Genomic DNA, 16044 nt, shown 5'->3' with positions numbered 1-16044 from the left:
GATGCAGGTCGCGTCGCGCATGCCTTAACCTGCAGCGGTCCCGTTCTGCCTGCGCAGGTAGACGATCTGGACCGTCAGGCCGACGATCAGAATGACGAGGAGGCTCGCCTGCGCTCCCAGGAGGAGTGGCGAGTTCAACTCGGTGACGAAGGGATGGCCGTCCGGCACCCGGCGCAGAATTTCCGTGACGGTCGGCAGCATCAACAGGAATGCGCTCAGGCTCAAGCAGACTGTTTCGATGTACCTGCCGGCGCGACCCAAGGCCTGAACCTGGCCGGCGCCATAGCCTGCGAGCAGCAGCAGGATGGTGATCGCGCCGATGACATGCCCGATCGGCTGATGCGTGACGATGAAGACTGTCGCGCCGCCGATCAGCATCGAGAGGAAGTAGACCGCGCCCAGCTTTGACCGGGGTACGATGCGGCCATGCCGGGCGAACATATACGCGGCTGCCGGGATGGCAGGCAGAGCGCCGAGCGTGTGCACCCAGCCTAACGGCGAAATTCCGAACATTGGACAGTCCTTCCTGGAGATCTGGTGCCGGAAGCTAAGGCCATCTACCTACTAATTGGTAGACAAGTATACGTGATCGTTCCACTCTCGCCGGCGCTCAATGCCCGGTCGTCAGTCGTTGCAGCAGCGGATGGATCACGGCGCCGAACACCTTGGCATCGCCATATGCACGCGCCGACAGCATGGCTCCATGAATGACGGCCATGAACATCTCGGCCTCGGCGTCAGCCGTCCCGGCCAGCCGCAGGCTGCCCTCTCCGGCGCCACGCGTCATGACCGAGCTCAGCCAGGCCGATAGCATCCGGAAATGAGCCCGAACCTCGGTCACGACGTCTTCGGGCAGGACCGGGATCTGGCTCGCGAGCAGGGCACAGACGCAGAACGGGGCAGTCGAGTCGGCGATGCAGCTTTCCCAGAAGCCGGCATAAGCCCGCAACTGCCCTGCGGGGTCGGGAATATTCCGCTCCAGCGCGGCGAGTCCCGTTTCGGCCTCTTCCCGATACTGCGCGACGAGGGTGCGGACCAGATCGGCCTTGCCGGGAAAATGATAGTGAATGCTGGCGTTGCGGATACCGATCACCTTGGCGATGTCGGCATAGCTGAAGCCATGGTACCCGCCCGCAACGATCAGCGCGCGCGCGCAAAGCAGGATGTCATCAGACCTGTTGGCGACGTTGGACATATCCACCTACCTTCTAGTAGGTAGAATAGATAAAACCGCAGCGATTGCAAGCCGGACGATTTCCGTGCTGCCCCAGAGAGCCATCGGGCTTGCAATCCGCCTTACGCGGGCATATACCCGCAATCCATGTCGGTTCCCTGCATCTGCACGACCCTGCGCTCGGCCTCGCGCCGGATGATCGCCTTCTACGACGAGACGATCGCTCCGGTCGGGGTCAACATCGCGCAGTTCAGCCTGATGCGCTCGATCGCCCGGGTCGAGCCGGTGACGCTGACCGCGCTCGGCCGCCGCGTCGAGCTCGATCGCTCGACTATCGGCCGCAATGTCCGCGTGCTCGAGAAGATGGGTCTCGTCGAACTCGGCCGCGGCGAGGACCAGCGCGAGGCCACGGTCGCTCTGACCGAGGCCGGCCACAAGGTTCTGGAAGACGGCGCTCCCCTCTGGGATGGCGCCCAGAAGGCCCTCGACGACCGTCTCGGCGTCGAGTTCATGCGACAGCTTCATGTAGCACTCGATTCACTCTGATTTCCTCATGGATATGCGGGCATATACCCGCAAAAGGGGCCGCTGATGCCGACAGATCTCGCAGAACCAGTTCAACCCGTCGGCCTCGCCGCCGCCTTCGACCGTCGCGGCATCCATTATGGCTGGGCCGTGGCGGCGGTGACCTTCCTGACCATGCTGGTCACCGCCGGCGCCGTCGGCGCGCCGGGCGTGCTGCTCCTGCCACTGCAGAAGGAGTTCGGCTGGGCGACCTCCGAGATCTCCTCGGCACTGGCGATCCGCCTGCTGCTGTTCGGGCTGATGGCGCCCTTCGCCGCCGCCTTCATGAACCGCTTCGGCGTCCGCCCCGTCGCCCTGGTGGCGCTCAGCCTGATCGCCGTGAGCATTCTCGGCTCCTTCGCCATGACGCAGCTCTGGCAGCTGGTACTGCTCTGGGGGATCGTGCTCGGTTTCGGCACAGGGCTCACCGCCATGGTGCTCGGCGCCACCGTCGCGACCCGCTGGTTCGTGCATCGCCGCGGCCTGGTCGTCGGCCTGCTCACCGCCAGCACGGCGACCGGCCAGCTCGTCTTCCTGCCTTTGCTCGCGGCGCTGACCGAGCAGGTCGGCTGGCGCGCCGCCATGGTCTTCGTGCTCGGCATGATCGCGCTCGCGGCAGTCGGCGTGCTCGCCCTGATGCGTGACCGCCCGGCCGATGTCGGTCTTGCCCCCTATGGCGGGACGCAGATCGTGCCGGCACCGGCGCAAGCCACCAGCCTCAAGGCGATGCTCGCCTCCCCGATCGTCGCGCTGCGCGAGGCCGCAAAGACAAGCACCTTCTGGATCCTGTTCGGCACCTTCTTCGTCTGCGGCGCCAGCACCAATGGGCTGGTGCAGACCCATTTCGTCGCGCTTTGCGGCGATTACGGCATGGCGGCGGTGACGGCGGCGAGCGTGCTCGCGGTAATCGGAATCTTCGACTTCCTCGGCACGGTCGGCTCGGGCTGGCTCTCTGACCGCTATGACAGCCGCTGGCTGCTGTTCTGGTATTACGGCCTGCGCGGGCTCTCGCTGCTCTTCCTGCCCTTCACCGACTTCTCCTTCTACGGCCTCTCGATCTTCGCGATCTTCTACGGGCTCGACTGGGTCGCGACCGTGCCGCCGACGATCAAGCTCGCCGCCGACCGCTTCGGCGACAAGGCGACGCTGGTCTTCGGCTGGGTCTTCACCGGCCACCAGCTCGGCGCCGCCTTCGCCGCCTATGGCGCCGGCTTCAGCCGCACCGTCTATGACAGCTACCTGCCGGCCTTCTTCATCGCCGGCGCGCTCTGCCTCTTCGCCGCCGGCTTCTGCATCATGATGCGCAGCAGCGAAGCCAAGTCAGTGCCTGCCGCCACAACGGCCTGAACGGAGATCCGACGATGACATCCCCTCCTTATCGCAGCGCCCTGATCGTCGGAGCCGGCTCGGGCATCAGCGCCTCCGTCGCCCGTGCATTGGCCGCACAAGGCATCAAGGTCGGCCTCGCCGCGCGCAATACCGAGAAGCTCGCTGCGCTCGCTGCCGAGACGGGCGCCGCGACCTTCGCGGTCGACGCTTCCGATCCGGCCGCCGTCGCCGGCTTGTTCGAGGCGGCGGAGGCCCGGATCGGCGAGCCCGACATCGTCATCTACAACGCCAGCGGCCGGCTGCGCGGGCCTATCGCGGAGCTCGATCCGGCAGGGGTCGCGCAGGCGCTCGCGGTCACCGCCTATGGCGCCTTCCTGGTGACGCAGCAGGCGGCGAAACGCATGCTGCCGCATGGCCGCGGCGCCATCCTGCTGACCGGCGCCACTGCCGGCATCAAGGGCTTCGCGCTGTCGGCGCCGTTCGCGATGGGCAAGTTCGCCCTGCGCGGCCTCGCCCAGAGCGCGGCGCGCGAGCTTGGGCCGAAGGGCATCCATGTCGCGCATTTCGTCATCGACGGCGCGGTCCGCAGCACGCGCCACCCAGATGCCGGCGACAACACGCTCGACCCGGACGCCATCGCCCAGAGCTATCTCGACGTGCTCCGGCAGCCGCGCAGCGCCTGGTCGCTCGAGGTTGAGCTTCGGCCCTGGGTCGAGAACTTCTAGAGGCCGGTCAGAGCTTCTCGATCGGCGGCACCTTGAAGGTCTCGACCGTCGAGGCGCCGCCGGCGAGCAGGACCTCCCATTCGGCCTCCGCCTTCACCCGCGCCAGGCAGGGTGCGAGCTTGGCCTCGACCAGCCCATGCGGCACGAAGACCAGCCCGTCATCGTCGCCGACGACAAGATCATGTGGCGAGACAGCGACGCCGCCGAAGACGATCGCCCCATTGACGACGCCGCGCTCCATCGAGGACGGACCACGCGGCATGATCCAGCGCGAAAAGAAGACGAAGTCCGGCCATTGCGAGACCGGCCCGACATCGCGCACGGCGCCGTCGACGACGACGCCGGCAATGCCCTTGCGCCGGGCGGCACCGCCAAGCAGGTCGCCGATCATCGCCGCATCCTTGCGCCCGCCGGCCGCAACCACCACGACATCGCCGTGCTCGGCGAGGCTGATCGCATGATGCACCGGCCCGTAATCGGCCGGCTCGCACCAGGCGGTGATCGCCTGGCCGACCAGGCGCTTGCCCGGCGCGAACGGCCGCGTCGGCCGGATCGCCGGGTCGGCATGGCCGGTGCCGCCGAGCTGGTCGGCGATCACCGAGCTCGGCACCACCTGCCAGGCGTCGATCAGGGCTTGCGGCAGGCGCGGATGGGCGGGCGTGGCGAGACGGGTCGGCATTGTCGGGTTCCTAAGTTTGGCTTGACCAGACCGTTCAAGCTCTCGTCATCCCGGGCAAGCGCAGCGCAGACCCGGGATCCATCATAGAGCGCAGTTCCCTCCGATGGATTCCGGCGCTCCGCTTCGCTACGGCCGGAATGACGGAGAAAAACTGGCAAAACTCACGCCGCCCGGCCGGGCCGCTCGGCAAGCAGGCGTTGCACTGCCCGCGCCAGCCGGCGCACGCCCTCGACCAGGACGTCCGGCGCCGAGCGGGTGAAATTGACCCGCATCGCGCTCTTAAGCGCTCCCGTCGGATCGAACACGCTCGACGGCACGAAGGCGACATTCTCCGCCAGCGCATGGGCATAGAGCCCATCGGTATCGATCGCCGCATCCTTGGCCCGCATCCAGACGAACATGCCGCCCGGCGGCACCTCCCAGTCGAACCAGTCGGATAGATGCTCGGTGGCCGCAGCGCAGAGCGCATCGCGCCGCTCGCGATAGGTCGCGACGATCTTCGGGATATGCTGTGCCTCGAAATCGCTCTCGATCATCTCCAGCGCGATGGCCTGCGTCAGCAGGCTGGAAGCGATGTCGGTCGACTGCTTGGCCAGCGCCAGCGTCGCAATCAGCGAGGCCTCGGCCACGACCCAGCCGACGCGCAGGCCCGGAACCAGGCTCTTCGACAGGGTGCCAAGATAGATCACCGGCCCAGCATAGGGACCGTTGGGATGGCGCTGCGCATGATGGGACAGGATGCTCGGCCCTGCCGGCCCGTCGAATTGCAGCGGCAGATAGGGATCGTCCTCGAGCAGCCAGGTCCCGGCCGCCTCGACCTTGTCGAGCATGGCGGCGCGCTCGCCCTGCGGCACCAGCACGCCGGTTGGGTTGGAGTAGTTCGGCACGGCATAGACGAACTTGGCCTGGCGCAGCGCCGCATCCTGCCCGGGCGCTTGCAGGCTCCAGTCGAGCCTCTCATAGCGCGGCATGCGCGGCCGCCAGGCATCGAGTGCGCCGAGATAGGTCGGGAACTGCGAGAGGATTAATTCACCGGGATCGACCAGCGCCTTGCCGACGAGGTCGAGCCCCTGCATCGCACCCGTCGTCAGCATTACGTTCTCCGGCCCGAAGCGGCGCCCGGTCGTTGCGCTGAAGCGCTCGGCGATCGCGGCCCGCAGCGCCGGCAAGCCTTCGATCGGGCCGTATTCGAGGATCTGCGTGCCCCAGCGCGTCAGCGCCCGCTCCTGCGCCGCTGCGATCGCCTCGACCGGATAGAGCTCGGCCGCCGGTAACCCACCGGCAAGGCTGACGACGTCCGGACGGCCGCCGATCGCCATGAATTGCTGGGTGATGCTGTTGCCGGTCGAGAGCCAGCGGGCGAAGGCCGGCCGCTCTCCCGGCCGGCCATCCGAAATCACCATGACACTTGCACCATTGTCGCTTCGATCGGAGCGGTCGCCCGCTTTCGGCTGTGTAGCAGGCCCGACATGAAGGTGCCCGCGCAATGATTGCACGGGCGGTGCGCGGGGCTACTCGCGCAGCGGGCCTGAAGATCGGCGCGACGACGACAGGTCATCGCGCCGCTCGTCCTTACGGCTTCGCCGCAACCTTCGCCGGCGCCGCCTTGTGCACGCGGCCACTGCTCATCACGAACAGCACGCGCTGCAGCTCGGTGATGTCCTTGGTCGGATCGGAGGCGACCGCGATCACATCGGCGGCCTTGCCGGGTTCGAGCGTCCCGATCTGTTTCGAGAGGTCGAGCAGGTCGGCCGCGTCGACCGTCCCCATCCGGATCGCGATATCGGCCGGAATGCCGGCCTTGACCATCAGCGCGAACTCCTCGGCATTGTTGCCGTGCTCACTGACGCCGGTATCGGTGCCGAAGGCGATCTTGACGCCGCCGCGATAGGCGCGGCCGAGCATGTCGAGCATCAGCGGCCCGACCTGCCGCGCCTTGTCGCGCACTGCCGGCGGCAGGAAGCCCTCCTCATCCGCCATCCTCACTACGGTCGCGCCGGCAAGCACGGTCGGAACGAGATAGGCGCCGCTCTTCTTGAACAGGGCGATCGACTCGTCGTTGAGATAGGTGCCGTGCTCGATCGAGTCGACGCCGGCCCGCAGCGCCGCATTGACGCCGTCGGCGCCATGGGCGTGCACCGCCACCTTGCGCCCCATGGCATGGGCAGCCTCGACGACGCCCTCGATCTCGTCATCGAACATCTGCCGGCCGGTCCCGGCTGCGGTGTTGCTCAGCACGCCGCCGGTCGCGGTGATCTTGATGACGTCGGCGCCGCGCTTGATCTGGTTGCGCGCCGCATGGCGGCACTGCTCGCGGCCATTGCAGATGTTCTCGCCGAGCTCCGGGAAGACATCGGGCGCAAAGCCGTTGGTGTCGGAGTGACCACCGGTCGCCGAGATCGACTGGCCCGCTGCGACGATGCGCGGGCCGGGCACCTGCCCCCGACGGATCGCGTCGCGCAAAGCGAGCGCCGGCGCTCCGCGCGAGCCGAGATCGCGCACCGTGGTGAAGCCGGCGTCGAGCGTGCGCCGCGCATAGACCACGCCGTCGAGCGCGACATTCTCGCCGGTCTTCTTGACGCGCTGCAATTCGCTGTCGCGCGCTCGCTCCGAGGTGATGTGGACATGGCTGTCGATCAGGCCCGGCAGCACATAGCGATCGCCGAGATCGACCACCGTCACCGCCTGCGCCGGGGCACCGATGCTGTCTGCCGTGACGAAGCCGTCCTTGAGCTCCTGGATCAGGCTGTTCTTGACGATGAGGCTGGTCTTGGCCCGGGCCGGCGTGCCGGGCACCGCAAGCACTGCGCCGGCGTGAATGATCGTCCAGCGGTCGCCGGCCGGCGCTTGCGCCAGGGCCGCCGGCGCCAGACCCGCGACGAGCGCAGCGGCGAGCATTATCGCTTTCGACATCGATTCCTCCATCTCAGCAACGTCATCGCCATCAGCCATCCTGCCTTGTCGGCAGAGCCTGTCGGTCGAGTGCGTCGCTTGATCGTTGCGCAGAATTCCCCCTGCTGCTGGCCGCCAATCTGCGGACGGCCACTGGAACTCGTCAATCGACAGGATGGCCGGTCAAGCATGCCCTGGCCGCAACCCTGTCGTGCCCCGGCTCTTCAGAGATTTCGACTCAGCCGAGCCTTCTCCCAATGTCGTAGGCGACGCCGCCGCCCACTGGCGTTATCTTCGCTGCAGTGCAACAATCGCGATTGCACGGGCACATTAAGATGGCACGGCAGGGAGCGACCATGAACGCGATCGATCCGCTTCGGAACCAGACCCAGCGCGACAAGCCTTTGCCGCGTGACAAGCCCTGGATCTTCCGGACCTATGCCGGCCATTCCGACGCGACCGAATCAAACAAGCTCTACCGGACCAATCTCGCCAAGGGCCAGACCGGTCTCTCTGTCGCTTTCGACCTGCCGACCCAGACCGGCTACGACCCCGACCATGTGCTCTCGCGCGGCGAGGTCGGCAAGGTCGGCGTGCCCATCACCCATCTCGGCGACATGCGGGCCCTGTTCGCTGAGATCCCGCTGGCGCAGATGAACACCTCGATGACGATCAATGCGACGGCGGCCTGGCTGCTCTCGCTCTACATCGCCACCGCCGACGAGCAGGGCGCCGACCGCGCCGCCCTGCAGGGCACGACCCAGAACGACCTCGTCAAGGAATACCTGTCGCGCGGAACTTATGTCTTCCCGCCGCGCCCCTCGATGCGATTGACCACCGACATCGTCGTGTTCACGGCGCGCGAACTGCCGAAATGGAACCCGACCAATGTCTGCTCCTACCATCTGCAGGAGGCCGGCGCCTCGCCGGTGCAGGAGCTGTCCTTCGCACTCGCAACCGCGATCGCCCTGCTCGACTCGATCAGGGCCCGGCCCGAGGTCGCACCGGAGGAGTTCGGCAGCATCGTCGGCCGCATCTCCTTCTTCGTCAACGCCGGCATGCGCTTCGTCACCGAGCTCTGCAAGATGCGGGCTTTCGTCGATCTCTGGGACGAGATCACGCTGAAGCGCTTCAATGTGCTGGAGGAGCAGCATCGTCGCTTCCGCTATGGCGTGCAGGTCAATTCGCTCGGGCTGACTGAGCCGCAAGCCGAGAACAATGTCTATCGCATCCTGATCGAGATGCTGGCGGTGACGCTCTCGAAGAAAGCCCGCGCCCGCGCCGTGCAATTGCCGGCCTGGAACGAGGCGCTCGGCCTGCCCCGTCCCTTCGACCAGCAATGGTCGCTGCGCATGCAGCAGGTGCTCGCCTATGAGACCGACCTGCTCGAATTCGGCGACATCTTCGACGGTTCGAAAGAGGTCGACGCCAAGGTCGAAGAACTGAAGGCGGCCGCGTTGGCCGAACTGGCGAAGATCGACGCCATGGGCGGCGCGCTCGCCGCCGTCGAGAGCGGCTACATGAAGATGGCGCTGGTCGAGAACGGAGCCCGCCGCATCGAGGCGATCGAGCGCGGCGAGCAGATCGTCGTCGGCGTCAACAAGTTCACAACCAGCGAGCCCTCGCCGCTCTCGGCGGGCGAAGGCAATGTCGTCACGGTTCCGGACTCGGTCGAGATCGAAGCCATCGGCCGGCTGAAGGCCTGGCGCGCAGCGCGAGACGGCAATGCGGCGGAGGCCGCGCTCGCCGAGCTCGCCAGCGCAGCCAAGGAGGACCGCAACGTCATGCCGGCCTCGATCGCCTGCGCCAAGGCCGGTGTCACCACCGGCGAATGGGCCCAGACCCTGCGCGAGATATTCGGCGAATACCGCGCCCCGACCGGCGTCGACACCACCAAGCTCGGCGACGATGCCGGGCTCGCCACAGTCAAGGCCGCCGTTGCCCTGGCAACCGAGAAACTCGGCCGCCCGCCGCGCTTCCTCGTCGGCAAGCCGGGGCTGGACGGCCATTCGAACGGCGCCGAGCAGATCGCGGTGCGCGCCCGCGACGCCGGCATGCAGGTCTCCTATGGCGGCATCCGCCAGACGCCCGAGGAGATCGTGACGCAGGCGCAGGAGACAAAGGCCGACATCATCGGGCTTTCGATCCTATCGGGCTCGCATTTGCCACTGGTGCGCGACGTCACCGCACGGCTGCGCGTCGCCGGCATGGATGTCCCCGTCGTGGTCGGTGGCATCATCCCGCCCGACGACGAGAACGCGCTGAAGAACATGGGCGTGGCGCGGGTCTATACCCCGAAGGACTTCGCGCTCGACGGCATCATCGCCGACGTCGCCGGCATGGCAGCGAAGAAGCGCTGAGAGCCGATCGCCTTCCCCAGCTTCCGGCTCTTGCGAAAAGCGCTCAGGGTTTCCCAAGCGCGTGCGGACGACTATCGTCCCGGTACTGCTCGGCCGTGCCCGCGTCCCGCGGCACCGGTCCGTGCCTGAAGGCGGTCGTCGGCAGGGCCGCGAGGGACCCGCTTGAGGAGAGGAAGAAGCGCATGCCCGCATGGCTGCAGACCAATTCGACCGGGGCCAACCTCCGCGCCGCCCTTATCGGTGCCATGGGCCTTGCCCTCGCAGGCCCCGCCGCTGCCCAGACAATGGGCTTCGACCCCAGCGACTTCGGCAAGGTCAGCATGCCCCGGCGGCAGAGCACCGGCGACGCTGCGACCCATATCGAAAGCAACAAGGGCGCCTTCGAGCCGATCGCAGAGCTCGATCAGCGCGATCCGCTCGCGAAGATGGCCAAGCCCGTCGGGCGCATCGATATCCTGCTGAAGGACAACAAGACCGGCAAGCAGTCCGGCGCCCATTGCACCGGCGAGCTGCTGCCGGGTGACTATGTCCTGACCAACCATCACTGCCTGCCGCAGAGTGGCGAGATGACGCCGATGCGCGCCATCATCGTCATGGATTTCCTGACGCAGGACGGCAAGGGCGCCAAGGTCTTCGAGCTTGAGCCCAAGCCAGTCGAATTCAACGCCAATCTCGACTACGCCATCGTCAAGGCCAAGGGCAATCCGACCGCGACCTATGGGGCGGTCAAGCTCGCGGCGACGCCGACCGGCGGCGCCCCCTCGCTGATGGTCATCCACCACCCGGCCGGCCGGCCCAAGGTGATGAGCCGCTTCCGCTGCATGGCAACGCGCCAGCAGGGCGACGCGGCCGAGATGCGCCATCGCTGCGATACGCTCGGCGGCTCGTCCGGCTCGCTTCTCTACAACGCCGGCAATTCGGGCATCGCGCTGCACAAGCAGGGCGGCCTCGCTCCCAATGATCCGAACAGCTACAACACCGCCACCAGCATGACGGCGCTGCTCCAGGCCAGCCCCCTGCTGCGCAAGATGGCGGGTGCTGGCGGGCAGGCGCCGGCCGCGGATGGCGGCTCTGTCGCGTCCGGCGGCGGACAGGACGGCGACCAGCCGAGCTCGACCGAACGCAGCAGCGTGCGCGGCTCGGACAATCTCGACACCGACGGGATGAATTCGCTGCTGAAGAACTGAGCAGCTTCCGCCATTGCGAGCGTAGCGAAGCAATCCAGGGGGCGTAGAGCTCGGCCGCCCCTGGATTGCTTCGTCGCTACGCTCCTCGCAATGACGAATCTCAGCCTTCCGCCTCGCCGTGGCTGCGCCGATACGGGCTGCGCCGCGGCGAATGCCAGCCGGCAAGCGCGGCCGGATCGGCCTCGTAGATCTCGACCTTAAGCGGATAGCAGCGCGCGACGTCGCTCGAATGCGTCTGGCCGCAATCGCCGCCCGGGCAGGCCGAGATCGCTCCCAGCAGGTCGATCTCGGCGAAGAGCTCGAGGAAGTCGCCGGGCCTGACCGGGCTCGCCTTCATGAAGTACTGGTGCATGTCCTTCGTGAAGCCCGTGCACATGAAGACGTTGAGCACGTCGTGGACATGATGCTCGACCTCGCGCGCCGGCAGTCCCCTCGCCTGTCCCAAGGCGCGAGCGAGGTTCGAATGGCAGCAATGATGGTAGTCGCCGCCATCGCCGAGCAGCCGGTGGGTATAGGGATCGCAGCGCGTGCCGATCACGTCATGGACGCCGGCGCCATCCTGGTCGAAGCCGTACCAGCCGAGCGTGTCATGGGTGATCGTCGCCATCGGCCGCAGATGCGGCAGATTGCTCCAGAGGCGGTCGCCGGCGCCGAGATGGGTCGCATGCAAGGCACGCGTCTTGCCGCTGAAGAAGCGCTCGTCGAGATCGTCGGCGTTCCACAGATTGAGGTCGCCGACCTGCGGCCCCTCGATGCTGACGATCCGGAAGAAATGGCCTTTCGGTACATGGAAGCTGCCGGCTTCGCGCGGCGGCACGATGATCTCGTCGCGCTTGGTCAGGGTTTGGCGGGCTCGTTCCAGTATCGCCATGTCGGCGCCAGGCAGGCTGCCATTGGGATAGACCACGACCGGCGGTCTGGCCCGCCGCTCCTCGGCATCAGCGGGGGCGATCACCTGAGAATCCATGGTCATGCCTTCTCCGCCAGTTGTTCAATCACAGAGCATCGTCATTCCGGCTGGAGCGAAGCGGAACGCCGGAATCCATCGTAAGGCTCCGGCGCCTTACGATGGATTCCGGAGCTGCGCTGCTTCGCAGCTTGTCCGGAATGACGAAAAAACCTGATGGGCCTCACACCAGCCCGTTCGTCTTGAGCGTCTGGTAGGCCTTGAGGATTTCCTGCAGCCTCCCCTCGCGCGAGCGGTCGCCGCCATTGGCGTCTGGGTGAAAACGCTTCACCAGTTCCTTGTAGCGGGCCTTGATCGCGGCACGGTCGGCGGTCTCGTCGAGGTCGAGCGTCTCCAGCGCCTTCTTCGCCAGCACGCCGACGCGCGATTCAGCTCGCTCCTGCTCGCGGCGGGCACGGCCGCGGAACAGGTTGAAGGCATCCTGCACATCCGCTCCATCCTGCTCGCTGGGACCACGCCCGCGCTGCGCCATCCGGGCGGCGCTGGCATTGACGCCGAGTTTCCAGGTCGGCCGATGGCCGATCTCCTCCTGCTTGGCGTAAGCCGCGAGCGCCTCATCGTTCATGCCGGAGAAGTAGTTGTAGGTGGCGTTGTAGGCCTTCACATGCTCGAGGCAGAACTGGAAGAACTTGCCTTCCTTGCCGCGCCCCATCGGCGCGCGGAATTCGCCCAACTTGGTGCAGCCCGCATGGTCGCAATGACGCGCATCGGCCTCGACCACCTCTTCCGCCTCGGAAGGGCCGATCCTGATCCGGTCGAAAAGGCGCGAGTTGAAATTCATCGTCTCATGGTTATGCGGGTGGAATGCTGCATCGACAAGCCGGCTGCTGCGCGGATCGCCCCGCACCTGCAGCAAGCCAATCGCCTTGGCGACAGCTTGACCCTGATTGCTTAAGGAACCCGGCCCAGCCGAAACGGCCGGAACCTCACCCAAAATAGTGTTTCCACGCTCGAAACTCAACGGCCGCAGGCCGTATCGCCTCCGACCGCGAGTGCAAGCTTGGTTCCACGAGGCACACGATAGATGGGCGCCTCGCCTGAAGCCGGCGCGGTTTCCACCACCCCGACGCCGACATGAGAGCCCGGAGAATCCGGCTCCAATGAGGCGGCGATGACATTGGCGCCTGTTTGCGTCATTGGCACGAACACAGCATTCGCTGGAACCTCGATCCGGCGTGGCCGGAGTTCGACCTTGACCGCCTGGTCCGGATTGATGTTCTCGCGGTCGACCTTCTTCACCGGCCCCTTCTGCTCGACCATGAAGGCCTCGACTTCGAGCGTCGCAGGCCCGCCGAGCGCGCAGGTTGCAATGCCCTTGAGCTTGAGCGCTTCGAGCGCCGCCTGCCCCTCCGGGAGGACGAGATAGCCTTCCGGCCGCACCCGGCTGTTCGTCACCGTGACCTTGCGCGAGTCGCGGAACTCGACCGGGGTCGGCATGTCGGCGCCGGTCGCCGGATCGACGAGCGGTATCGCGACCGTCTCCGTCGCGATACGGTGCCCGACGATCAGCTCGCTTTGGTTGCGCGCCAGCTCCGCCCGCGCCGCCTTCACCGCCTCCAGCACGGTCTTGTCGTTTGTGGCCACGGTGTCGAGCACGGCGCGCGAGATCACGTAATGGGTCGCGATGCGGCGTTCGAGATTCTCCAGCTTCAGGCCGACGCCGCGCGTCTCGATCAGGAAGGAGACCGCACCGGAAAGCCCGAACAGGTTGCGCGCGATCCCCGGCGCATTGCCGCCCATCGAGACCAGCTTGTCGTCCTTGCGGTAGCTCGTGGTGAAGTACCAGAAGGAGGAGAGCCCCTTCTCCGCCATCGCCTTGTCCATGGCGGGCTTCACCAGCTCGGCCGCGATCTTCGTCGTCGGCTGCGGCACCGCCGGGTTGGTGGCGTAGAGGATCATCGCATCGGCGGCGTTGAGCCCACCGAACTTCTCCAGCCAGCGATTGGCGACCGAGAACTCGTGCACGTCGACGATCACATCGGCCGGCAGCTCGGCGAGCTTGGTGTGCAGCGCCCTGGTCTCCGGCAGGGTCAGCAGCAGATGGTCGCGGTTGAGGTCGAAGCCGCTGGCGCCGGGCCGCTTGTCGGCCGCCGCCCCGTCCGGGTTGCTGCGCGGTACGATCACCACCACGAGCTTGTCGAGCACGGCGCCGAGATCGCCGATCGCGAGGTCATGCGCCAGCGCCAGCATCGCCTCGGCCCCCGCCGGCTCGTTGCCATGCTGCTGGCCGACGAACCAGACGACCGGCCGCCCGAGCGCCTTCAGCGCGGCGGGGTCCTTCAGCCCCTCCTTGGAGAAGATCAGGTAGGGCAGGTCGCGCCCCTGCTGCGACTTGCCGAGTGAACCGAGCACGGCCCGGCCAGGGGCCCTGGCGGCGAGATCAGCAACGAAGGCGTCGAGCTCGGCTTGCGTAGTCAGCCCGGGTGTGCCGCGCGTCAGCGCCGGGGTCGCGAGCGCGATCGGCACCGGCTTGTAGCGCGCCAGCACCGCCTCGCTCTGCTTGTAGTCGGCAACACGCCCCTCATCCTGAGCCAGCGCGGGCGTTGCGGCGACGCAAAGCGCCAAAGCGAGCATGCGCCAGATCGTCATCATCACCGCCTCCACGCGAAAGACGCGTTTCCGCCCTGCCCCTCAAGGACTATGAGACTGCCCCAGAACCTGAGCAAGCAACTCGACAGGAGCCTTCATGCCGACCATGGCCGACCGGATCACCAGCAAGCTCACCGCTGAGCTCGCGCCGGAGCATCTCAAGGTGATCGACGAATCGCATCAGCATCACGGCCATGCCGGCTGGCGCGAGGGTGGCGAGACGCATTTCCGTGTCGAGGTCGTCTCGGCCGCCTTCGCGGGCAAGAGCCGGCTCGAGCGCCATCGCCTCGTCAATGCGGCGCTCTCCGAGGAGCTCGCCGGCAGCGTGCACGCATTGGCGATCGTGGCGCGCGCGCCGGGCGAGGCTTGAGCCTCAGGCTACCCGCCGCTCCGGCGTCGCCAGATAGATCGCGGTCGAGACGAGCAGCAGAGCGGCAAAGCCCCAGTGCATGTTGGCGAAAGCCTGTGCCGCGTCGCGCCCGTCGGCCCGCTGCGTCGCGACGAACCAGCCGGAGCCCCACTGGATCAGCCCCGCCCCGGCGATGAACAGGAAGTTGATGCAGGTCATGCCGCGCCCGACCAGATGATCGGGGAAGAAGACGCGCGCATGCGCCATCAGGATCGCATAGGTGAAGCCCGTCGCGCCGACGATCGCAAAGAGCAGGACGGCGCCGGCCAGCGACTGCGCACCGATCAGAGCCAGCAGGCAAAAGCCGATCCCGGTCGCCACCGTTCCCCAGGCGACCAGCGCCTTGTTGCGACCCGCCCGCTTCTGCAAGGCGCCATAGGCGAAGGCGCCGACGATCATGGTCGTCGCCATGCCGAGTGTCGCATGGCCGGCGGCGATTCCATCGAGTCCATGGACCTGCGCCATGTAAGGCGCGATCCAGAGGCCCCGTGCCGTCGCGATGATCGCGTAGCCGACGAGGGTGATCGGCGCGAGCAGCCAGAGTGGCCCGATCGCGACGATACTCTTGAGGCCTTGCAGCAGGCCCTCATGCTTGCCCGAGGCGTCGGTGACCGGCGGCGGATCGCGCACCAGCGCCGCGGCGAGAATAGTCGCGAGCAGGAACGCCACAGCGAAGGCGAGCATGGTCGGGCGCCAGCCATAGGCCTGCGCAGCCAGGGCCAGCGGCGCGGCGCCGACGAGATTGCCGAGCGAGCCGAGGCCGATGAAGATCGAAGTCAACAGGCCGAAGCGTGCCGGCGCCTGCGTCCGGGCAAACAGATAGAGCGACGACATGAAGATCGGCGAGCAGCCGATCCCGACCAGCGCCATCGCTGCCGTCGCGATCGTGGGATTGCCGGCCTGCGCGAACAGGAAGGCGCCGACACTGCCGATCGCCATGGTCACCGCGACCGTCCGGCGCGGCCCGATCCGGTCGAGCGCCCAGCCGACCGGGAACTGCGCCAGCGCGAAGGCCATGAACCAGGCGGCACCGAGCAGGCCGAACTCGGCCGGCCCGATGCGCAGATCGCCCATCACCGGTCCGGCGATCACGCTCAGGAAGGATCGGTAGAAGATTGACAGCACATAGGCCGGCAGCAGCGCGAAGAAGATGGTCACGCCGCGTCTCC

15 protein-coding genes are annotated in these 16044 nt (G+C 67.0%); 6 read left to right on the top strand and 9 right to left on the bottom strand.

Translation table 11 applies throughout. From position 1 onward, the window contains the following. Positions 1–24: 24 nt before the first annotated feature. Both B6S44_RS26345 and B6S44_RS26340 read right to left on the bottom strand, forming a co-directional pair. Positions 25–513 (bottom strand): hypothetical protein, encoded by a 489-nt coding sequence (locus B6S44_RS26345; RefSeq protein WP_129159824.1) that lies wholly within the window; start codon positions 511–513, stop codon positions 25–27. Positions 514–610: 97 nt separating this feature from the next. Further along, on the bottom strand, positions 611–1195 hold the full coding sequence (locus tag B6S44_RS26340; RefSeq protein WP_129159823.1) for a TetR/AcrR family transcriptional regulator: 585 nt from the start codon (positions 1193–1195) through the stop codon (positions 611–613). Positions 1196–1321: 126 nt separating this feature from the next. Here B6S44_RS26340 and B6S44_RS26335 point away from each other — a divergent pair, with 126 nt between their 5' ends. The 3 genes from B6S44_RS26335 to B6S44_RS26325 are packed head-to-tail and all read left to right on the top strand — an operon-like array spanning position 1322 to position 3792. Beyond that, positions 1322–1720, top strand: a complete 399-nt coding sequence (locus B6S44_RS26335) for a MarR family winged helix-turn-helix transcriptional regulator (RefSeq protein ID WP_129159822.1) — start codon at positions 1322–1324, stop codon at positions 1718–1720. A 45-nt stretch (positions 1721–1765) separates the two neighbouring features. Continuing rightward, positions 1766–3085, top strand: a complete 1320-nt coding sequence (locus B6S44_RS26330) for an MFS transporter (RefSeq protein ID WP_248309770.1) — start codon at positions 1766–1768, stop codon at positions 3083–3085. Positions 3086–3099: 14 nt separating this feature from the next. Beyond that, positions 3100–3792, top strand: coding sequence for an SDR family NAD(P)-dependent oxidoreductase (locus tag B6S44_RS26325; protein ID WP_129159821.1), 693 nt, complete (start codon positions 3100–3102; stop codon positions 3790–3792). Between the two features lie 7 nt (positions 3793–3799). On the opposite strand, the gene B6S44_RS26320 is transcribed toward B6S44_RS26325, so the two are convergent. The 3 genes from B6S44_RS26320 to B6S44_RS26310 all read right to left on the bottom strand — a co-directional run bounded on the left by B6S44_RS26320 (position 3800) and on the right by B6S44_RS26310 (position 7384). Then, positions 3800–4471, bottom strand: coding sequence for an RraA family protein (locus B6S44_RS26320; protein WP_129159820.1), 672 nt, complete (start codon positions 4469–4471; stop codon positions 3800–3802). A 161-nt stretch (positions 4472–4632) separates the two neighbouring features. Further along, the gene (locus B6S44_RS26315) at positions 4633–5874 is read right to left on the bottom strand and encodes an aminotransferase-like domain-containing protein (RefSeq protein ID WP_129159819.1); all 1242 of its coding nucleotides are present in this window, start codon (positions 5872–5874) and stop codon (positions 4633–4635) included. A 169-nt stretch (positions 5875–6043) separates the two neighbouring features. Then, positions 6044–7384 (bottom strand): metal-dependent hydrolase family protein, encoded by a 1341-nt coding sequence (locus tag B6S44_RS26310; RefSeq protein WP_129159818.1) that lies wholly within the window; start codon positions 7382–7384, stop codon positions 6044–6046. A 335-nt stretch (positions 7385–7719) separates the two neighbouring features. Here B6S44_RS26310 and B6S44_RS26305 point away from each other — a divergent pair, with 335 nt between their 5' ends. Both B6S44_RS26305 and B6S44_RS26300 read left to right on the top strand, forming a co-directional pair. Then, a complete protein-coding gene (locus B6S44_RS26305) occupies positions 7720–9723 on the top strand; it encodes a protein meaA (RefSeq protein WP_129159817.1) in 2004 nt (667 codons plus the stop codon). Positions 9724–9905: 182 nt separating this feature from the next. Beyond that, positions 9906–10910: a trypsin-like serine peptidase gene (locus B6S44_RS26300; RefSeq protein ID WP_129159816.1), complete on the top strand. Its 1005-nt coding sequence runs from the start codon at positions 9906–9908 to the stop codon at positions 10908–10910. Positions 10911–11010: 100 nt separating this feature from the next. On the opposite strand, the gene B6S44_RS26295 is transcribed toward B6S44_RS26300, so the two are convergent. From B6S44_RS26295 to B6S44_RS26285, 3 genes are all read right to left on the bottom strand, one after another. Continuing rightward, on the bottom strand, positions 11011–11883 hold the full coding sequence (locus B6S44_RS26295) for an urea carboxylase-associated family protein (protein WP_164985972.1): 873 nt from the start codon (positions 11881–11883) through the stop codon (positions 11011–11013). A gap of 157 nt (positions 11884–12040) precedes the next feature. Beyond that, complete coding sequence (locus tag B6S44_RS26290; protein WP_349236391.1) at positions 12041–12724, bottom strand: J domain-containing protein; 684 nt, start codon at positions 12722–12724, stop codon at positions 12041–12043. A 110-nt stretch (positions 12725–12834) separates the two neighbouring features. Continuing rightward, positions 12835–14469, bottom strand: a complete 1635-nt coding sequence (locus B6S44_RS26285; RefSeq protein WP_129159815.1) for a M14 family metallopeptidase — start codon at positions 14467–14469, stop codon at positions 12835–12837. 94 nt (positions 14470–14563) lie between these two features. Between B6S44_RS26285 and B6S44_RS26280 the strand changes: the two genes are divergently transcribed. Beyond that, on the top strand, positions 14564–14836 hold the full coding sequence (locus B6S44_RS26280; protein WP_248309769.1) for a BolA family protein: 273 nt from the start codon (positions 14564–14566) through the stop codon (positions 14834–14836). 3 nt (positions 14837–14839) lie between these two features. On the opposite strand, the gene B6S44_RS26275 is transcribed toward B6S44_RS26280, so the two are convergent. Beyond that, the gene (locus tag B6S44_RS26275) at positions 14840–16033 is read right to left on the bottom strand and encodes an MFS transporter (RefSeq protein ID WP_164985971.1); all 1194 of its coding nucleotides are present in this window, start codon (positions 16031–16033) and stop codon (positions 14840–14842) included. Positions 16034–16044: the final 11 nt, after the last annotated feature.

It is taken from the genome of Allobosea sp. Tri-44, from assembly GCF_004123845.1.
Lineage (GTDB): Bacteria > Pseudomonadota > Alphaproteobacteria > Rhizobiales > Beijerinckiaceae > Allobosea.
The sequence above is the reverse complement of the archived record's forward strand: the minus strand, read 5'-3'. Positions and strand labels throughout refer to the sequence as shown.